The following is a 15,610-nucleotide window of genomic DNA, read 5'->3' on the forward strand; positions in this document are numbered from 1 at the left end:
ACTATGCATCTCATTCTATTTGTGAATAATTCACTTTCGAAAATAATAATCATTATCAATTATGGAGATGTAGATGTCTACTCTTAGACTGCCAGTTATTACCGCAACTGGTATTTTAGCCTTCGTCAGTGTCCCTCATGTTTTTGCCAATGATGCAGTTTCTAAAATGGAAACAGTGGTTGTAACTGCATCAAGCTACGAGCAATCTCAAGCGGACGCGCCTGCAAGTATTAGTGTTATTTCACGTGAGGAGTTGGACTCCCGTTATTACCGCGATGTGACTGATGCACTAAAAAGTGTGCCAGGTGTTGTCGTGACAGGTGGTGGTGATACCACCGACATTAGTATCCGTGGTATGGGTTCTAAATACACTTTGATACTGGTCGACGGTAAACGTCAAAGCACGCGTGAAACTCGTCCAAATAGTGACGGTCCTGGTATCGAACAAGGTTGGTTACCTCCTCTTCAAGCGATTGAGCGAATCGAAGTTATTCGTGGCCCAATGTCGACGCTTTACGGTTCTGATGCGATTGGTGGTGTGATTAACGTCATCACACGAAAAGATGCGCTAGAGTGGACAGGTAATGTTCAACTGGGCACGGTACTACAAGAGAATAGCCGCTCAGGGGGAGAGCAGAGCGCGAACTTTTTCGTTAATGGTCCGTTGGCTGAAAATTTATCTCTCCAAGTATATGGTCAGTACACAACCAGAGAAGAAGATGACATCGAATACGGTTATGAAGATAAAGATATGCAGAGTATCTCTTCAAAACTGACTTACCAGATTAATGAGCGCCATTCGGTGCAATTAGAAGGTGGCACGTCGGCACAAAGTCGTCGTGGTAATGTGGGCCTTTCAGTGCCGACCACTGGGTGTCGTGGTGGGTGTGAAGACTCACTGAATGAATATCGTCGTAATTACGTAACGGTAAGCCACAACGGTGATTGGGATTCGATTGGCATTTCAGATACTTACTTACAGCGAGAAGAGAGCGAGAACAAATCTCGTGAGATGACGATCACCAACACCACGTTCAAATCGAGCTTGGTGACTGGTATCGGAAACCATACGTTGACGACGGGTGTGGACGCCACTCATGCAGAGCTTGAGGATTTCACCTCCAACAAAGCGTCATCGAAGACTGAAACATCGAATACGCAGTGGGCTGTTTTCATTGAAGATGAATGGAGAATCGCCGATCCGTTTAGCGTTACGCTTGGTGGTCGTCTAGATCATGACGAAAACTATGGCGCGCACTTTAGTCCGCGTGTTTACGGTGTATGGCGAGTTGATCCGTCTTGGACGGTGAAAGGCGGTGTGGCAACAGGTTTCCGTTCTCCACAATTACGTGAAATTACTCCTGGCTGGGCGCAAGTCAGTGGTGGCGGTAATATCTACGGTAACCCAGATCTTGACCCTGAAACGTCGCTAAACAAAGAAATCAGCGTCTTGTATCAAGGTGATTCTGGCTTAGATGTCTCTTTGACAGCGTTCCATAACGAATTCAAAGACAAGATCACACGTGTTGTTTGTCCAGACACTATCTGTACTGATGGTCCAAACCAATGGGGCGCAGATCCAACGTACCGTATTAACGTGGATGAAGCCGTCACACAAGGTATTGAAGCGACCTTAGCATCGCCGTTAACGGAAACCATTTACCTTAGCTCGAGCTACACATTTACCGACTCAGAGCAAAAAACAGGTGAATACAAAGGCATGCCGCTGCAGCAGTTACCAAAGCATCTGTTTAATGTGGATGTGACTTGGCAAACGACAACAGATCTAGAGAGCTGGGCGAAAGTCACGTACCGAGGTAAAGAAATGGATCCGGTTACTGGCCCATCAAGAAACAGTATTGTAGAACCAGCTTATACCTTTGTGGACGCCGGTGTGACATACCAGTTAACCGACAATACTCGTATTAAAGGCGCTATCTATAACTTGCTGGACGAGGAAATCAGTTACGAAGAATACGGATATATTGAAGATGGTCGTCGCTACTGGTTAGGTTTAGACGTCGCATTTTAATTATCTATCGTTGTAATAAGGTCGAGCATAGTCTCGACCTTTTTTAATCCTGCTTTACTTTGATTCAACAGGTGCGTTTGTCAGCCTGATCAGGTAGTATCTGTGACACGAAATTTTTGGTAGGGCGAAGGATAAATGCTAAAGGTTGCGATCAATGGATTTGGACGTATAGGTCGTAATGTTCTGCGAGCGGTGTATGAAAGTGGAAAACACCAGCAGATCAAGGTTGTGGTGGTTAACGAACTAGCTCAGCCAGAGGCGATGGCACACCTACTGCAATATGACACCAGTCATGGTCGCTTTGGTAAAAAAATTTCCCATGACCAAGAACATTTGCATGTTCATCATGACAGCGGTGAATATGATTCCATTCGCATTCTCCACCTCTCCGAAATCGAATTACTTCCTTGGCGTGATTTAGAAGTTGATATCGTCTTGGATTGCACTGGCGTATTTGGTTCGCAAGCCGATGGGCAAGCGCATATAGAAGCTGGCGCTAAGAAAGTACTGTTTTCGCACCCGGGCGCAAACGACCTAGATAATACGATTATCTATGGCGTGAACCACGAAACTCTGAAAGACGAGCACCGTGTTGTCTCCAATGGCTCTTGCACCACCAACTGTATCGTTCCCATCATTAAAGTATTAGACGAAGCCTTCGGCATAGAGTCTGGCACCATTACCACAATTCATTCGTCCATGAACGATCAACAAGTAATTGATGCGTATCATAACGACTTACGCCGTACCCGCGCTGCAAGCCAATCTATTATTCCGGTGGACACTAAGTTGCATAAGGGGATTGAAAGAATCTTCCCGAAATTTTCCAACAAATTCGAAGCAATTTCTGTTCGTGTTCCAACGGTTAACGTCACTGCAATGGATTTAAGTGTCACAATTAGTACAAATGTGAAAGTTAATGACGTAAATCAAACCATTGTTAACGCATCTCAGTGTACATTACGTAACATTGTTGACTATACTGAATCGCCACTCGTTTCCATCGACTTTAACCACGACCCCCATAGTGCGATTGTGGATGGAAGCCAGACTAGAGTGAGTAACGGGCAACTCGTAAAAATGCTCGTTTGGTGCGACAACGAATGGGGCTTTGCTAACCGGATGCTGGATACTGCCTTAGCAATGCAAGCTTCTTCGCAAGTGGAACAGTAATGACGAAGAAGTGATGGAGAATTTTTATTTCAAGCCTTGAAATAAATCCATAATATCTCCATATCTATAACCAGTTTGAAGAATTAACAGGCTTGGCAGGGTTGCCGAGTTTTCAAAAACTTTAATTATTAAATATTTGAGAGGACACATCATGTCTGTAATCAAGATGACTGACCTGGATCTTGCAGGTAAACGTGTATTTATCCGTGCTGACCTAAACGTGCCAGTAAAAGACGGTAAAGTAACTTCGGATGCACGTATCATCGCATCTCTTCCAACTATTAAGCACTGCCTAGAAGCAGGCGCTAAAGTAATGGTTACGTCTCACCTAGGTCGCCCAACTGAAGGTGAATACGCTGAAGAGTTCTCTCTACAACCAGTTGTTAACTACCTAAACGACGCACTAGATTGCGAAGTGAAGCTAGCAAAAGACTACCTAGATGGCCTAGAGCTAAATGCGGGTGAACTTGTTGTTCTTGAAAACGTTCGCTTCAACAAAGGCGAAAAGAAAAACGACGAAGAGCTATCTAAGAAATATGCAGCACTATGTGACGTATTCGTAATGGACGCATTCGGTACGGCTCACCGTGCTCAAGCATCTACTCACGGCGTTGGCATGCACGCAGACGTAGCATGTGCTGGTCCTCTACTAGCAAACGAACTAGAAGCGCTAGGCAAAGCAATGGACAAGCCAGCTCGTCCAATGGTTGCTATCGTAGGTGGTTCAAAAGTTTCTACTAAGCTAACTGTTCTTGAGTCTCTATCTAAAATCGCTGACCAACTCGTTGTTGGTGGTGGTATTGCTAACACATTCATCGCAGCTGCTGGCCACAACGTTGGTAAGTCTCTATACGAAGCAGACCTAGTTGAAACAGCTAAGAAGCTAATGGACGAGTGTGCAATTCCAGTAGCAACTGACGTTGCATGTGCGAAAGCATTTGACGAGAACGCAGAAGCTGAAATCAAGCACGTTTCTGAAGTACAAGACGACGACATGATCTTCGACCTTGGTCCAGATTCAACTGCTGAACTAGCTGAAATCCTTAAAAACGCTAAGACTATCCTATGGAACGGTCCAGTAGGCGTATTCGAATTCAAGAACTTCGAAGCAGGTACTAAAGGTATCTCTGAAGCTATCGCAGCTTCTGAAGGCTTCTCTGTTGCAGGCGGTGGTGACACGCTAGCGGCTATCGACAAGTTCGGTATCAAAGCGGATGTATCTTACATCTCTACTGGCGGCGGCGCTTTCCTTGAGTTCGTAGAAGGTAAAGTTCTTCCAGCAGTAGAAATGCTAGAAGCACGCGCTAAGTAATTAAAGCAAAGCGGGGGAGTGATTCTCCCGCTTTCTTGTTTGCTGCAACGTGTGAGGAACTCTGCTAGAATAGCCTCAGTTGTGAGCAAACGTTTGCAAGATTTTCAACTTAACAAGTTTTGTTTAAAAACGACAGATAAATAGGATTACATCCATGTCTAAGATCTTCGACTTCGTAAAACCAGGTGTTATCTCTGGCGATGACGTTCAGAAAGTATTTGAAGTTGCAAAAGAAAACAGCTTTGCACTTCCAGCAGTAAACTGTGTGGGTACTGACTCTGTAAACGCAGTACTTGAAGCAGCTGCAAAAGTTAAAGCTCCAGTTATCGTTCAGTTCTCTAACGGTGGCGCTGCTTTCTTTGCTGGTAAAGGTCTAAAACTTGAAGGTCAAGAAGCTCAAATCCTAGGTGCTGTTGCTGGTGCGAAATACGTTCACGCTGTAGCTGAAGCTTACGGTGTTCCAGTAATCCTACACACTGACCACGCAGCTAAGAAACTACTTCCTTGGATCGACGGTCTACTAGACGCTGGTGAAGAGTACTTCGCGCAAACTGGTAAGCCACTATTCTCTTCTCACATGATCGACCTTTCTGAAGAGTCTCTAGAAGAGAACATCGAAATTTCTGCTAAGTACCTAGAGCGCATGGCTAAAATGAACATGACTCTAGAAATCGAACTAGGTTGTACTGGTGGTGAAGAAGACGGCGTTGACAACTCTGATATGGATGCGTCTGAGCTATACACTTCTCCAGAAGACGTTGCATACGCATACGAGAAACTAAGCGCAATCAGCCACCGTTTCACTATCGCAGCATCTTTCGGTAACGTACACGGCGTATACAAGCCAGGTAACGTTGTACTAACTCCAACTATCCTACGTGATTCTCAAGCGCACGTTTCTGAGAAATTCGGTCTTCCAGCGAACTCTCTAAACTTCGTATTCCACGGTGGTTCAGGTTCTTCTCTAGAAGAAATCCGTGAATCTATCGGCTACGGTGTAATCAAAATGAACATCGATACTGATACACAGTGGGCTACTTGGGATGGTATCCGTAAGTTCGAAGCTGAAAACCACGATTACCTACAAGGTCAGATCGGTAACCCAACTGGTGAAGATGCACCAAACAAGAAGTACTACGATCCACGCGTATGGCTACGTGCAGGCCAAGCTTCAATGGTTACTCGTCTAGAGCAAGCATTTGCTGACCTTAACGCAGTTGACGTACTATAATCGTTACTGATTAAGTTACTTAAAAACCCGCTCTTTGAGCGGGTTTTTTTATATCTATCATTTTCTTCCCCTCTGCTTTCTCCCGATATTTTTATGCGTTAGGTTGTATTTGCTAGTGAGATATCTCACCTTTAACGTTTTTTTTAAAGAAAACATGGGAATATCAGTCTTAAGAGTGGCGAAATCAGAGTGCATTGCGTAACCTGTAACAAGTCAGTGTCAGAAAGCTCTGATAAAGTCTTGTTTTGCATATCTTTGCGAAACTCTGACTTTGAAAAAAGTCAGAGTTGGGATATTGTGCCAAAAATCTGACACTGTTCAGTGGAGCAATAGGGATGTTGTTTTAGAAAAGAGCCTTTAAAAAACAAGGTTCATAAATTAACGGCAATTGGATTTATATCTCTTTATTTTTGAGGATAAGAATTATGGCAGGTGAATCGGTGGGTATCGATACCACTTTAACGGATGGTCTAACTCAGGCTGAAACTTGGCTGACAAACAATTCAGATCTACTGGTTCAGTACGGTGTGAACATTATCTCTGCGGTGCTTATTCTGTTTATCGGTAATCTTATCGTTAAGGCAGTCGCTGGTAGTGTTTCTAAAGTACTAGAAAAGAAAAACATGGATAAGGCCGTCGTTGAATTTATTCACGGTCTTGTTCGTTACTTGCTATTTGTAATCGTGCTAATCGCGGCTCTTGGTCGATTAGGAGTTCAAACCGCTTCTGTTGTTGCTGTGATTGGTGCGGCAGGTCTTGCTGTTGGTCTTGCACTACAAGGTTCACTATCAAACTTTGCAGCAGGCGTACTTATTGTTGCGTTCCGTCCATTCAAATCAGGCGACTACGTAGAAATCGGTGGTGTAGCGGGTAGTGTTGAAGCAATTCAAATCTTCCAAACCGTTCTAAAAACACCAGATAACAAAATGGTTGTTGTGCCTAACTCTTCAGTTATCGGCGGTGCCATTACTAACTACTCTCGCCATGCGACACGACGTGTCGACCTAGTGATTGGTGTTTCATACAAAGCAGACCTTAAACTAACCAAGAAAGTGATTCGTGAGACGCTAGAGAAAGATCCACGTATCTTGAAAGACCCAGATATCACAATTGGTGTACTTACGTTAGCAGACTCTTCAGTTAACTTTGTGGTTCGTCCATGGGTGAAAACTGCAGATTACTGGGGCGTATACTTTGATGCAATGCAAGGTATTAAAGAAGCATTGGATGAAAATGGTATCGAGATTCCATTCCCACAAATGGATGTTCACCTGAACAAAGTCGACGCTTAATCAAAAGCAGTCGATATTCAAAAGCGAGGCCAATAGCCTCGCTTTTTTATATTTCGTAAAGGGTGTGATGACCAGCAAGTAAGAGGCGTTTTAGATGTTTACCTGCAAATCCAAATGTGAACTCAGGTAAGCCAGGCGTATAGAGCAACTCTTGATGTTGATAGAGATTGGTATCAACAATGATAGTGATGTATTCCGGTAAGCCTATTGGGCAAACCGCGCCGGGTACGCAACCTAACACTTCGACCATTTCATCGTCATTACAAATAGAGGGACGTTTACCTGTAATCGCTTTAATCTGCTTGGCATCGAGGCGCGAGTCCTTATCTGTCAGATAAACCGCGTAACCTTGTCCTTTGAGTGTTAAAAAGAGGCTTTTGGTATGCGTACCCTTCCAACCAAGCTCTCTCGCAATGCGTATATCTGTCTCAAAGTCTAAGATGGCTTCGTGCTGCCATTCCCGAACAGGAATAGAGAGCGCGTTGAATCGCTCTCTATTGTTGTTATAAATACGTTTTAGTGACTCCATGTCTTTGCTGCCTTACTACCTGGTGATTACCAATACTTATCAATAAGCTCACTCGCTAAGATATATGCGATTGTGAACATCATCATTGCGATTGCAATGTCGATGGTTTTTTTCACTTTTGGTTTAGAGAGTGTTGGACCTAGTTTGGCTGCTCCTATCGATAAAGTGTAGAACCAAACAAAGGAAGCCATAATCGTACCTAGTGCAAAAGCAATGCGATCATGGCCTTCAAATTGTCCACCGATCGAACCTAGAATAACGACAGTATCTAAATATAAGTGCGGATTAAGCACAGTGACGGCTAACGCACCTAGAATAACCGTTCGACGACCTCGAGCTACGATCTCCCCTTTTGATTCCGATTCACTCTCTGGCTTAAAAGCACTTTTTAGTGAGAGCAGTCCATAGAAGCTCAAGAAAGCAATACCACCAAGTGTCACCGACGTCAGTAAGATTTCATTTTGAGACAGAATTGCACCACCACCAAAAATACCTAGAGAGATGAAAATCATATCTAGCACGCTACAAATAGTGGCGGTTGTTAGGTGGTGGTTACGCTTTATGCCTTGATTCAAAACATACGCATTTTGCGCGCCGATCGGAATGATCATTGATGCTCCTAAACCAAAACCTTGCAATAGAACCCACAAGCTCACACTTCACCTCACTTCAAAATAACAAATACATTTACAGAAAAGGGAAAGATAAAGCGTTTATCTAAATAAGTATAATTAATGATTTTAATCTTACATTAGATAGACTAATTTAACGGGAGGCGTTTGATCAAGAGTGAGAGGAAAGGTATGCGAGGGTTAGATTACAAATGGATTGAGGCATTAGACGCTATAGTTTATCAGGGTAGCTTTGAGCGTGCTGCCGAGCATTTATTTGTTTCTCAATCCGCCATTTCTCAACGTATCAAGCAGTTAGAGAAGTTTCTCGCGCAGCCTGTTTTAATTCGAAGCCAGCCACCTAAGCCAACGCCAATTGGTAAAAAATTGTTGGGTCTTTATCGGCGAGTACGCTTGCTAGAGCATGAAATTCTCCCCGAACTAAAAAATGATACCAGTACGCGACCTGTGCAACTCTCTTTAGCGACTAATGCAGATAGCCTTGCAACATGGCTACTGCCAGCGCTGCAAAATGTTATGAAGCAGCGTCAAGTTGAACTAAAACTGACTATCTATGGTGAATACCGCTCTATTGAAAAACTCAAAAGTGGCGAAGTGACAGGAGCGATCAGCTTGGAGTCCCAGCCAATCCCCGGATGCAGAGCAGACTATTTAGGTCGCATCGATTATGTTTGTGTCGCGAGCCCAGAGTTCTATCAGCGTTATTTTTCTAAAGGCGTAAATAATCAGACATTGGCAAAAGCACCGGCCGTTTCATATGACCAATATGATGATCTACATAAAACATTTCTTACCGAGCATTTTAACGTCAATCCTGACAGCGTTATTCATCACAACATCAGTAGTTCTGAAGCGTTTCTAAAAGTGGCGTTAGCTGGTGTTGCTTATTGCTTGATCCCCCGCTTGCAAATTACCGACGAATTAGACAGAGGTGTGTTGGTTGATGTGACTCCAGGTTTTTTAATGTCCCATCGGATTTATTGGCACCACTGGCAGTTAGAAACTGGGGTATTACAAGAAATCTCACACGCGATAGTGGGGTATGCGCAGCAGCATCTACCTCAATAAGTTTGTCAGAGCTGCATATCGTTAACTTAGTGTGTTTTGTTTAAAAATTACGCCAATGTTACATAGTCAAAGTTGTGTTAGAAGTCACTATGGGTGCTTGGATAATCGGCGGAAGTTTCTATTATGAAACCACACGCTTTCTCAGCCATGATAGTGATGTTGGAATCTGAGATTAAGTACTTAATTTTGTATGGATGGATTTATTGAATGAAATTGTATTCATTTTTGCTGGCTTCAGCACTCAGCCTTACCAGTGCTTCAGTTTTGGCGAATACGCCAGAGTTTGCTCATGTTACGACAACGGGGTATGGCGAAGTGACGGCCACACCTGATATGGCTACGTTTTCTGTAAAAGTAGTCGATACGACAATGACGGCTGAACAAGCGAAATTGTCCGTAGATAAAACCGTTGAAGAGTTTCTAAAAAGCTTGTCGGATGCCGGCTTGTCAAAAGACAATATTACTAGCTCGAATTTATACCTTGCTCCTCAGTACCATTACCCTAAATCAGGAAAAGCAGAACTTGTTGGGTATCGAGCATCTCGCAGTATTGATGTCACGGTGACGGATCTGAAAAACCTTAACCAATACCTAGATATGGCGTTAGAAGCGGGAATTAATCAGGTTGATAATATTCAACTTAAGGTAAGCAACCAAGCCGAGTATCAGCAAAAGGCACGAATGGCTGCGATTAAGGACGCAAGAGAAAAAGCAGGGTCATTAGCGACTGGTTTTGAGAAAAAGTTGGGCGATGTATGGCAGATCAATTACAGACAGATGCACGTTCAGCCTGTGTTAATGCGTTCAATGGCGATGGATAGTAAAGAAGGAGCGAATAGCTACCAAGATTCAACCATGATCATTCGCGATCAAGTCGATGTCATTTATAAGCTAAAGTAAGGCTTAGCAAACAGTAAAAAGCAAAAGGCAGGGAGTTACAACCCCTGCCTTTGTCGTTTCTGTTTCACTGTTTAGTGAAGGATACGAGCACGGATTGTGCCTTCAATGTTTTTGAGCTTTGTTAGAGCTTCTTCTGCTCGTTCAGTTTCAACGTCGATCACTACGTAGCCTATTTCAGCGGCTGTTTGTAGGTACTGCGCGGCAATGTTAATGCCTTCTTCAGCAAAGATGGTGTTGATCTGAGTTAGAATACCAGGACGGTTCTTGTGGATATGAAGCAGACGAGAGCACTCACCACTGTGTTCTGGCAATGACACTTCAGGGAAGTTTACGCTTGAAAGTGTCGAGCCGTTATCAGAGTACTTAGCCAGTTTGCCCGCCACTTCTAAGCCGATATTCTCTTGTGCTTCTTGCGTTGAACCACCAACGTGTGGAGTGAGAATGACGTTATCGAATTTTTGTAAAGGAGACTCGAACGGGTCAGCATTTGTTTTTGGTTCAGTTGGGAATACATCAATTGCAGCGCCGGCAAGGTGACCAGCTTCTAAGCTATGGCAAAGTGCAGGAATATCCACAACGGTGCCACGTGCCGCGTTGATAAAGATGGAACCTGGTTTCATTCGAGCAAATTCAGCTTCACCCATCATGTTTTTCGTTTCCGGTGTTTCGGGAACGTGCAAAGAAATCACATCACATTTGTTCAATAGTTCACTCATGGTATGTACTTGCGTCGCATTACCAAGGGACAGTTTGTTCTCAATATCGTAGTAGTAAACGCGCATACCTAAGTTTTCGGCAATAATACCAAGCTGCGTACCAATGTGACCGTATCCGATAATGCCAAGGCACTTACCACGAGCTTCGTAAGAGTTGTCTGCACTTTTCTTCCAAATACCGCGATGTGCAAGTGCATTCTTTTCAGGAATACCACGCACTAGTAAAAGGATTTGCCCAAGTACAAGCTCTGCCACGCTTCGAGTGTTAGAGAATGGTGCATTAAAGACAGGAATACCGCGTTTTGCTGCTGCATCTAGGTTTACTTGGTTAGTACCAATACAAAAACAGCCAATTGCAACCAGCTTGTTCGCCGCATTGATTACCTCTTCGGATAGGTTCGTACGGGAGCGGATACCAATGAAGTGCACGTCTTTTACCGCTTCAATTAGTTCTTCTTCCGGAAGGGAACCTTTATGGTATTCAATGTTGGTATAACCAGCTGCTTGAAGAACTTCAACTGAAGAAGGGTGGAGTCCCTCTAACAAGAGGATCTTAATCTTTTCTTTTTCCAGTGAAACTTTGGCCATTTTTTCTCGTCCTTAAAATGGAAAGGTGGGCTAATGTGGCGCACATTGGGCAAAACTATTAAAAAGGGGATAATTAACAGTTTTGTAGGAAGACAAACGTTTCCCTGTGCGTCTTCTGTTCAATAAAGTAACAAAAAAAAATTGCTTTGGGTAAGAAAATTACGGAATAAGAGATAATTTTCTTATAGAAAGGAATAAAAAACGGTGCCTTGCAGCACCGTATGTAATGAAATAACAGAAAAGTGAACCAGATAGGTTCATTTTGGGCTGTTATTTATTCTTCAATTTTTGCACCTTCTGGTGTGCCAGTGATCACTACGTCAGCACCACGATGAGCGAAAAGACCCACAGTCACCACACCAGCGATGCCGTTTATTTTGTCTTCCATTTCTTTCGGGTTGGTAATTTGCATATTGTGCACATCCAGAATCACGTTGCCGTTGTCAGTCACAACGCCTTCACGGTAAGCTGGATCACCACCTAGTTTTACCAATTCACGAGCCACGTAAGAGCGTGCCATTGGGATTACTTCAACAGGCAATGGGAACTGGCCAAGTACGTCAACTGCTTTAGTGCCGTCAACGATACATACGAACTTATCAGAGATTGCTGCGACAATTTTCTCACGAGTCAGAGCCGCGCCGCCGCCTTTGATCATTTCACGTGCTGGGTTGATCTCATCTGCGCCATCAACATACACATCCAGCTTCATTACATCGTTACACTCGTATACTTCAATACCAAGCTCTTTAAGGCGCTCAGTTGAAGCGACAGAGCTAGACACTGCACCTTTAATATCATCTTTGATAGTGCCTAGTGCATCGATGAAGTGATTCACGGTAGAGCCAGTACCAACACCGACAATGCTGCCTTTCTCAACATATTTTAGTGCTGCCCAACCAGCCGCTTTTTTCATTTCATCTTGAGTCATGCCAATCTCCTGAATAGATGTTCGTTAACGTTTGCGGGCGTGATTATAGCGGCTTACTTGTCACTTTCCCATTGCCATATTTGGCTTGGGGTCACGATCTTAGGTAATGGAATGTCCCAGCTTTCAATTGGTAAGCGTTCTACATGTTGGCAGTCATGAGCGATACCAACAGGTTTAGCTCCCTCTCCAGTTATAAACCAACGTGACAGAGTACGATCGTAGTACCCTCCTCCCATGCCTAAGCGGTGTCCGATACTGTCGAACCCAACTAAAGGCGTGCAGATTAAATCAAGCTGGCGAACGGGTTTGAGGTGTCTGATATCGAGCTTGGGCTCTAAGATGCCGTACTTGTTGTAGACGAGCTGTTCATCACTTACATACTGAAGAAACAGTAACTGACCTTTAGAAAAGGGATGGATGACGGGCAGATAAACCGATTTTCCCTGTTGCCATAACCATTCAATGAGCGGTTTAGTATCAAGCTCACCGTCTGCAGAAAGGTAGATGGCAATATGTTGCGCCTGATCGATTTCAGGAAGTTGGGAAAATTGAGTAATAAGGTCGATTCCCGCTTGGTATTGCGTATCACTGCACAGAGCGTTGCGCTTTTCACGAATCAGTTTGCGGAAGTCTTGTCGAGAGAGGTCTGACATAGAGAGAATACCCCAGGGTGCCGTTGAGGATTGTGGCCCTTGAACCAGCTGGTTCAAGGCGGATCAGCAATGACAACCGTAGGCTTCTCGGTGCATGCCGAGCTTGCTCAATAGTTACCAAATACTAACCCTTAGGTATTGCTTATCGGCTCAGGGACTTAAATCCTGCTGACGCACACCCCAGGGTAAATTTTGTATTTACTGCTGTCCTTGCGTAACTTTGCTTAGTGCGTTCTCTAAAGACGCGGTGAGCTTTTCCATTCGCTCAGTAATTTCTTGCTGTTGACCATTGGATTCGTATGACTTGGTGTGCAACTCATAGCAAATATTCAATGCAGCAAAGGTCAGCAGTTGGATTTCATTGGTTACCTTAGTACGTTCGCTCATTTCTTTCAATCGGCGATCCAGATCTTTTGCCGCTGCAACAAGAGACTCTTCTTGTCCTGTCGGACAATTCACTCGTGTAAGTTTGCCTAATATTTCAACGTCGATCGCTTGATTGCTCATGATGAATAAACTCTATATTCGCGCTATCTAAGGTGTTGCTTCATACAACTACCGAGGAGCAAACTATAGGAAAACCGCTATTAAGATTCAAGCATTTCCCATCACAGAAAGAGAAATGATGACGAGATCACACAGGAATTGGGCAAATTGAACAAATGCTGTCCAAAATTGAATTTGATAGCCGTTTCAGACCACTAACCTTGATGGTAGGATATACCAATACATTATTACGCAAGAATGAGCCAAGTTATGAGTGAAATCACCCTTCCTGAATACCAATCTATTGCTGCTGAACTGCAATCTGCAAGCCTAGCAGTAACACCGGCGGAGTTACATGGCTTATTTGTCGGCATGTTAAGTGGTGGATTGGCGATCAATGATCAAACTTGGCAGCCTATTCTGTTTGACTACACCAATGATGGTATGGGTTGGCCTTCTACCGCACTAGCTTTTGCTCAAAGCGTATTCACTGTTACTGTCAATGAACTAACTGGCACGTCGATGGAGCTGTCTTTATTATTGCCAGATGAGCCGGGCGAAGAAGGCTTATTCGCATTAGCCGACAGTGTGTCCGACTTTGTAAACCACTTTATTTCTGGGCTAGGTCTAGCAGGCGTTGCGCTTAATAAAGCATCTGATGACGCTAAAGAAGCACTGGCTGACCTAGAAGAGATTGCCAAATTAGGCATCGATGAAGATGACGATCTTGGTGAACAAGCGCAATTGCTAGAGCAAGTGATTGAGCACATCAAAGCTTGCGTACTAACGATCCATGCTGAATTTGGTGTTCGTCCTGAAAGCAGCGACAAAAAACCTACTATTCACTAATCGTAGACCGTCCAGAGGTTAGTATGAAGCAATATGATGTAGTCATTGCTGGTGGTGCCATGGCTGGTGCAACGTTAGCATTGGCGATTGACCATTTGTCTCAGGGAAAGCTCCGCATTGCCGTCGTTGAGCCTTTTAAAGCACAATCAGATATGCACCCTGGTTTTGACTCTCGCTCAATCGCATTGTCTTACGGTACTGTCAATCTGTTGCGTCAACTACAGCTCTGGACGTCAGTAGAACCGTTTGTCACACCCATTGAACATATCCACGTTTCTGACCGTTCTCATGCTGGGATGACGGAGATTACCAAGCAAGAGGTTGGGGTTGAAGCTCTAGGGTATGTTGTAGAATTAGCCGATGTTGGGCGTGTATATCAAGAATTATTAGACAGCAGCGAGTCAATTACGCTGTTTTGTCCTGACTCCGTTACCGATATCGAGCGCGAGCAAAACTGTACCCATGTGACGTTGAAAAGTGGTGAGCAACTTGAAGCAAAACTGCTGGTGGCTGCAGATGGTGCTGTTTCGACCTGTTGTCAGAAAATTGGTCTAGAACTTTCTGAGCAAGATTTTGAACAAGTGGCTGTCATTGCCAATATTGTGACTCAAGAACCTCATCAAGGTAGAGCCTTTGAACGTTTTACTGAGAATGGCCCTGTTGCTTTATTGCCAATGAGTGACAATCGAATGTCCTTAGTTTGGTGTTTGCACCCTGAAGAAGCCCAAGCCGTTCTTGAGTTATCTGATCAAGCATTTCTCCAGCGTTTACAGAACGATTTTGGTTGGCGTTTAGGCGCGATGAAAAAAGTGGGGCGCCGTGCAAGTTACCCATTGCTTCTTCGCCATCGAAAGCAAAATATTTCACATCGCTTTGCGATTGTTGGAAATGCGGCGCAAACGCTGCACCCGATAGCTGGACAAGGCTTTAATCTCGGTATTCGCGATGTAGTCTCACTAGCAGAAGAAATTGTGCAGCAAAGTGAGGATGTGGGTCTTTATCAAGGCCTGATGCGCTTTAGTCAACGTAGAGAAGCAGATCGAAGCGAAACTATTTGGCTAACCAGTGCCTTAGTGCATGTTTTTTCAAATGATTTACCCGCGATGCGAATTGGCCGAAATACTGCCTTAGCAGCGATGGATAACCTTTCTATTTTTAAGCAGCCGCTACTACGCCATACACTTGGCTTGGTAAAACGATGAACGGCCGCACTGAATT

Annotated in this window: 15 protein-coding genes and 1 other RNA gene; 9 read left to right on the top strand and 7 right to left on the bottom strand. The window is 44.0% G+C overall.

The window, feature by feature from the left end:
- Window positions 1-73: 73 nt before the first annotated feature.
- The 5 genes from R7093_RS09425 to mscS all read left to right on the top strand — a co-directional run bounded on the left by R7093_RS09425 (window position 74) and on the right by mscS (window position 7,040).
- Complete coding sequence (locus tag R7093_RS09425; protein WP_005380999.1) at window positions 74-2,032, top strand: ligand-gated channel protein; 1,959 nt, start codon at window positions 74-76, stop codon at window positions 2,030-2,032.
- 135 nt (window positions 2,033-2,167) lie between these two features.
- On the top strand, window positions 2,168-3,205 hold the full coding sequence (gene epd, locus R7093_RS09430; protein ID WP_053306782.1) for an erythrose-4-phosphate dehydrogenase: 1,038 nt from the start codon (window positions 2,168-2,170) through the stop codon (window positions 3,203-3,205).
- A gap of 151 nt (window positions 3,206-3,356) precedes the next feature.
- Entirely contained in the window at window positions 3,357-4,517 is a 1,161-nt protein-coding gene (locus tag R7093_RS09435; protein WP_005384547.1) for a phosphoglycerate kinase, read from the top strand.
- Between the two features lie 154 nt (window positions 4,518-4,671).
- A complete protein-coding gene (gene fbaA, locus R7093_RS09440; protein WP_005380996.1) occupies window positions 4,672-5,748 on the top strand; it encodes a class II fructose-bisphosphate aldolase in 1,077 nt (358 codons plus the stop codon).
- Between the two features lie 425 nt (window positions 5,749-6,173).
- Window positions 6,174-7,040, top strand: coding sequence for a small-conductance mechanosensitive channel MscS (mscS, locus tag R7093_RS09445; RefSeq protein ID WP_005384548.1), 867 nt, complete (start codon window positions 6,174-6,176; stop codon window positions 7,038-7,040).
- A 46-nt stretch (window positions 7,041-7,086) separates the two neighbouring features.
- Here the strand turns inward: mscS and R7093_RS09450 are convergent, their stop codons facing one another.
- Both R7093_RS09450 and R7093_RS09455 read right to left on the bottom strand, forming a co-directional pair.
- Window positions 7,087-7,569, bottom strand: a complete 483-nt coding sequence (locus R7093_RS09450; protein ID WP_318146635.1) for a YbaK/EbsC family protein — start codon at window positions 7,567-7,569, stop codon at window positions 7,087-7,089.
- Between the two features lie 26 nt (window positions 7,570-7,595).
- Window positions 7,596-8,225: a LysE/ArgO family amino acid transporter gene (locus R7093_RS09455; protein WP_025998531.1), complete on the bottom strand. Its 630-nt coding sequence runs from the start codon at window positions 8,223-8,225 to the stop codon at window positions 7,596-7,598.
- 147 nt (window positions 8,226-8,372) lie between these two features.
- On the opposite strand from R7093_RS09455, the gene R7093_RS09460 reads away from it, so the two are divergent.
- Together R7093_RS09460 and R7093_RS09465 are read left to right on the top strand one after the other, a co-directional pair.
- Entirely contained in the window at window positions 8,373-9,269 is an 897-nt protein-coding gene (locus tag R7093_RS09460; RefSeq protein ID WP_005380990.1) for a LysR family transcriptional regulator ArgP, read from the top strand.
- A 207-nt stretch (window positions 9,270-9,476) separates the two neighbouring features.
- Window positions 9,477-10,169, top strand: coding sequence for an oxidative stress defense protein (locus tag R7093_RS09465; RefSeq protein WP_005384550.1), 693 nt, complete (start codon window positions 9,477-9,479; stop codon window positions 10,167-10,169).
- 71 nt (window positions 10,170-10,240) lie between these two features.
- On the opposite strand, the gene serA is transcribed toward R7093_RS09465, so the two are convergent.
- From serA to R7093_RS09490, 5 genes are all read right to left on the bottom strand, one after another.
- Window positions 10,241-11,473 (bottom strand): phosphoglycerate dehydrogenase, encoded by a 1,233-nt coding sequence (gene serA, locus R7093_RS09470; protein WP_017821632.1) that lies wholly within the window; start codon window positions 11,471-11,473, stop codon window positions 10,241-10,243.
- A gap of 274 nt (window positions 11,474-11,747) precedes the next feature.
- Window positions 11,748-12,404 carry a ribose-5-phosphate isomerase RpiA gene (rpiA, locus tag R7093_RS09475; RefSeq protein WP_005380982.1) on the bottom strand — a complete coding sequence of 219 codons (657 nt, stop codon included), beginning with the start codon at window positions 12,402-12,404 and terminating at the stop codon, window positions 11,748-11,750.
- Between the two features lie 53 nt (window positions 12,405-12,457).
- On the bottom strand, window positions 12,458-13,057 hold the full coding sequence (locus tag R7093_RS09480; RefSeq protein WP_017633556.1) for a 5-formyltetrahydrofolate cyclo-ligase: 600 nt from the start codon (window positions 13,055-13,057) through the stop codon (window positions 12,458-12,460).
- Window positions 13,058-13,062: 5 nt separating this feature from the next.
- Window positions 13,063-13,247: non-coding RNA, 6S RNA (ssrS, locus tag R7093_RS09485), on the bottom strand.
- Between the two features lie 8 nt (window positions 13,248-13,255).
- Window positions 13,256-13,564: a cell division protein ZapA gene (locus tag R7093_RS09490; protein ID WP_005384553.1), complete on the bottom strand. Its 309-nt coding sequence runs from the start codon at window positions 13,562-13,564 to the stop codon at window positions 13,256-13,258.
- 249 nt (window positions 13,565-13,813) lie between these two features.
- Here R7093_RS09490 and R7093_RS09495 point away from each other — a divergent pair, with 249 nt between their 5' ends.
- Window positions 13,814-14,392 (top strand): YecA family protein, encoded by a 579-nt coding sequence (locus tag R7093_RS09495; RefSeq protein WP_033907447.1) that lies wholly within the window; start codon window positions 13,814-13,816, stop codon window positions 14,390-14,392.
- 23 nt (window positions 14,393-14,415) lie between these two features.
- Complete coding sequence (ubiH, locus tag R7093_RS09500) at window positions 14,416-15,594, top strand: 2-octaprenyl-6-methoxyphenyl hydroxylase (protein ID WP_005380974.1); 1,179 nt, start codon at window positions 14,416-14,418, stop codon at window positions 15,592-15,594.
- Window positions 15,595-15,610: the final 16 nt, after the last annotated feature.

The sequence above is a fragment of the Vibrio sp. 1580 genome (assembly GCF_033340055.1).

Excerpts from the sequence above, each read along its gene's own strand:
- R7093_RS09425 (WP_005380999.1), top strand. The coding sequence starts at position 74 with ATGTCTACTCTTAGACTGCCAGTTATTACCGCAACTGGTATTTTAGCC.
- epd (WP_053306782.1), top strand. The coding sequence starts at position 2,168 with ATGCTAAAGGTTGCGATCAATGGATTTGGACGTATAGGTCGTAATGTT.
- R7093_RS09435 (WP_005384547.1), top strand. The coding sequence starts at position 3,357 with ATGTCTGTAATCAAGATGACTGACCTGGATCTTGCAGGTAAACGTGTA.
- fbaA (WP_005380996.1), top strand. The coding sequence starts at position 4,672 with ATGTCTAAGATCTTCGACTTCGTAAAACCAGGTGTTATCTCTGGCGAT.
- mscS (WP_005384548.1), top strand. The coding sequence starts at position 6,174 with ATGGCAGGTGAATCGGTGGGTATCGATACCACTTTAACGGATGGTCTA.
- R7093_RS09450 (WP_318146635.1), bottom strand. The coding sequence starts at position 7,569 with ATGGAGTCACTAAAACGTATTTATAACAACAATAGAGAGCGATTCAAC.
- R7093_RS09460 (WP_005380990.1), top strand. The coding sequence starts at position 8,373 with ATGCGAGGGTTAGATTACAAATGGATTGAGGCATTAGACGCTATAGTT.
- R7093_RS09465 (WP_005384550.1), top strand. The coding sequence starts at position 9,477 with ATGAAATTGTATTCATTTTTGCTGGCTTCAGCACTCAGCCTTACCAGT.
- serA (WP_017821632.1), bottom strand. The coding sequence starts at position 11,473 with ATGGCCAAAGTTTCACTGGAAAAAGAAAAGATTAAGATCCTCTTGTTA.
- rpiA (WP_005380982.1), bottom strand. The coding sequence starts at position 12,404 with ATGACTCAAGATGAAATGAAAAAAGCGGCTGGTTGGGCAGCACTAAAA.
- R7093_RS09480 (WP_017633556.1), bottom strand. The coding sequence starts at position 13,057 with ATGTCAGACCTCTCTCGACAAGACTTCCGCAAACTGATTCGTGAAAAG.
- R7093_RS09490 (WP_005384553.1), bottom strand. The coding sequence starts at position 13,564 with ATGAGCAATCAAGCGATCGACGTTGAAATATTAGGCAAACTTACACGA.
- R7093_RS09495 (WP_033907447.1), top strand. The coding sequence starts at position 13,814 with ATGAGTGAAATCACCCTTCCTGAATACCAATCTATTGCTGCTGAACTG.
- ubiH (WP_005380974.1), top strand. The coding sequence starts at position 14,416 with ATGAAGCAATATGATGTAGTCATTGCTGGTGGTGCCATGGCTGGTGCA.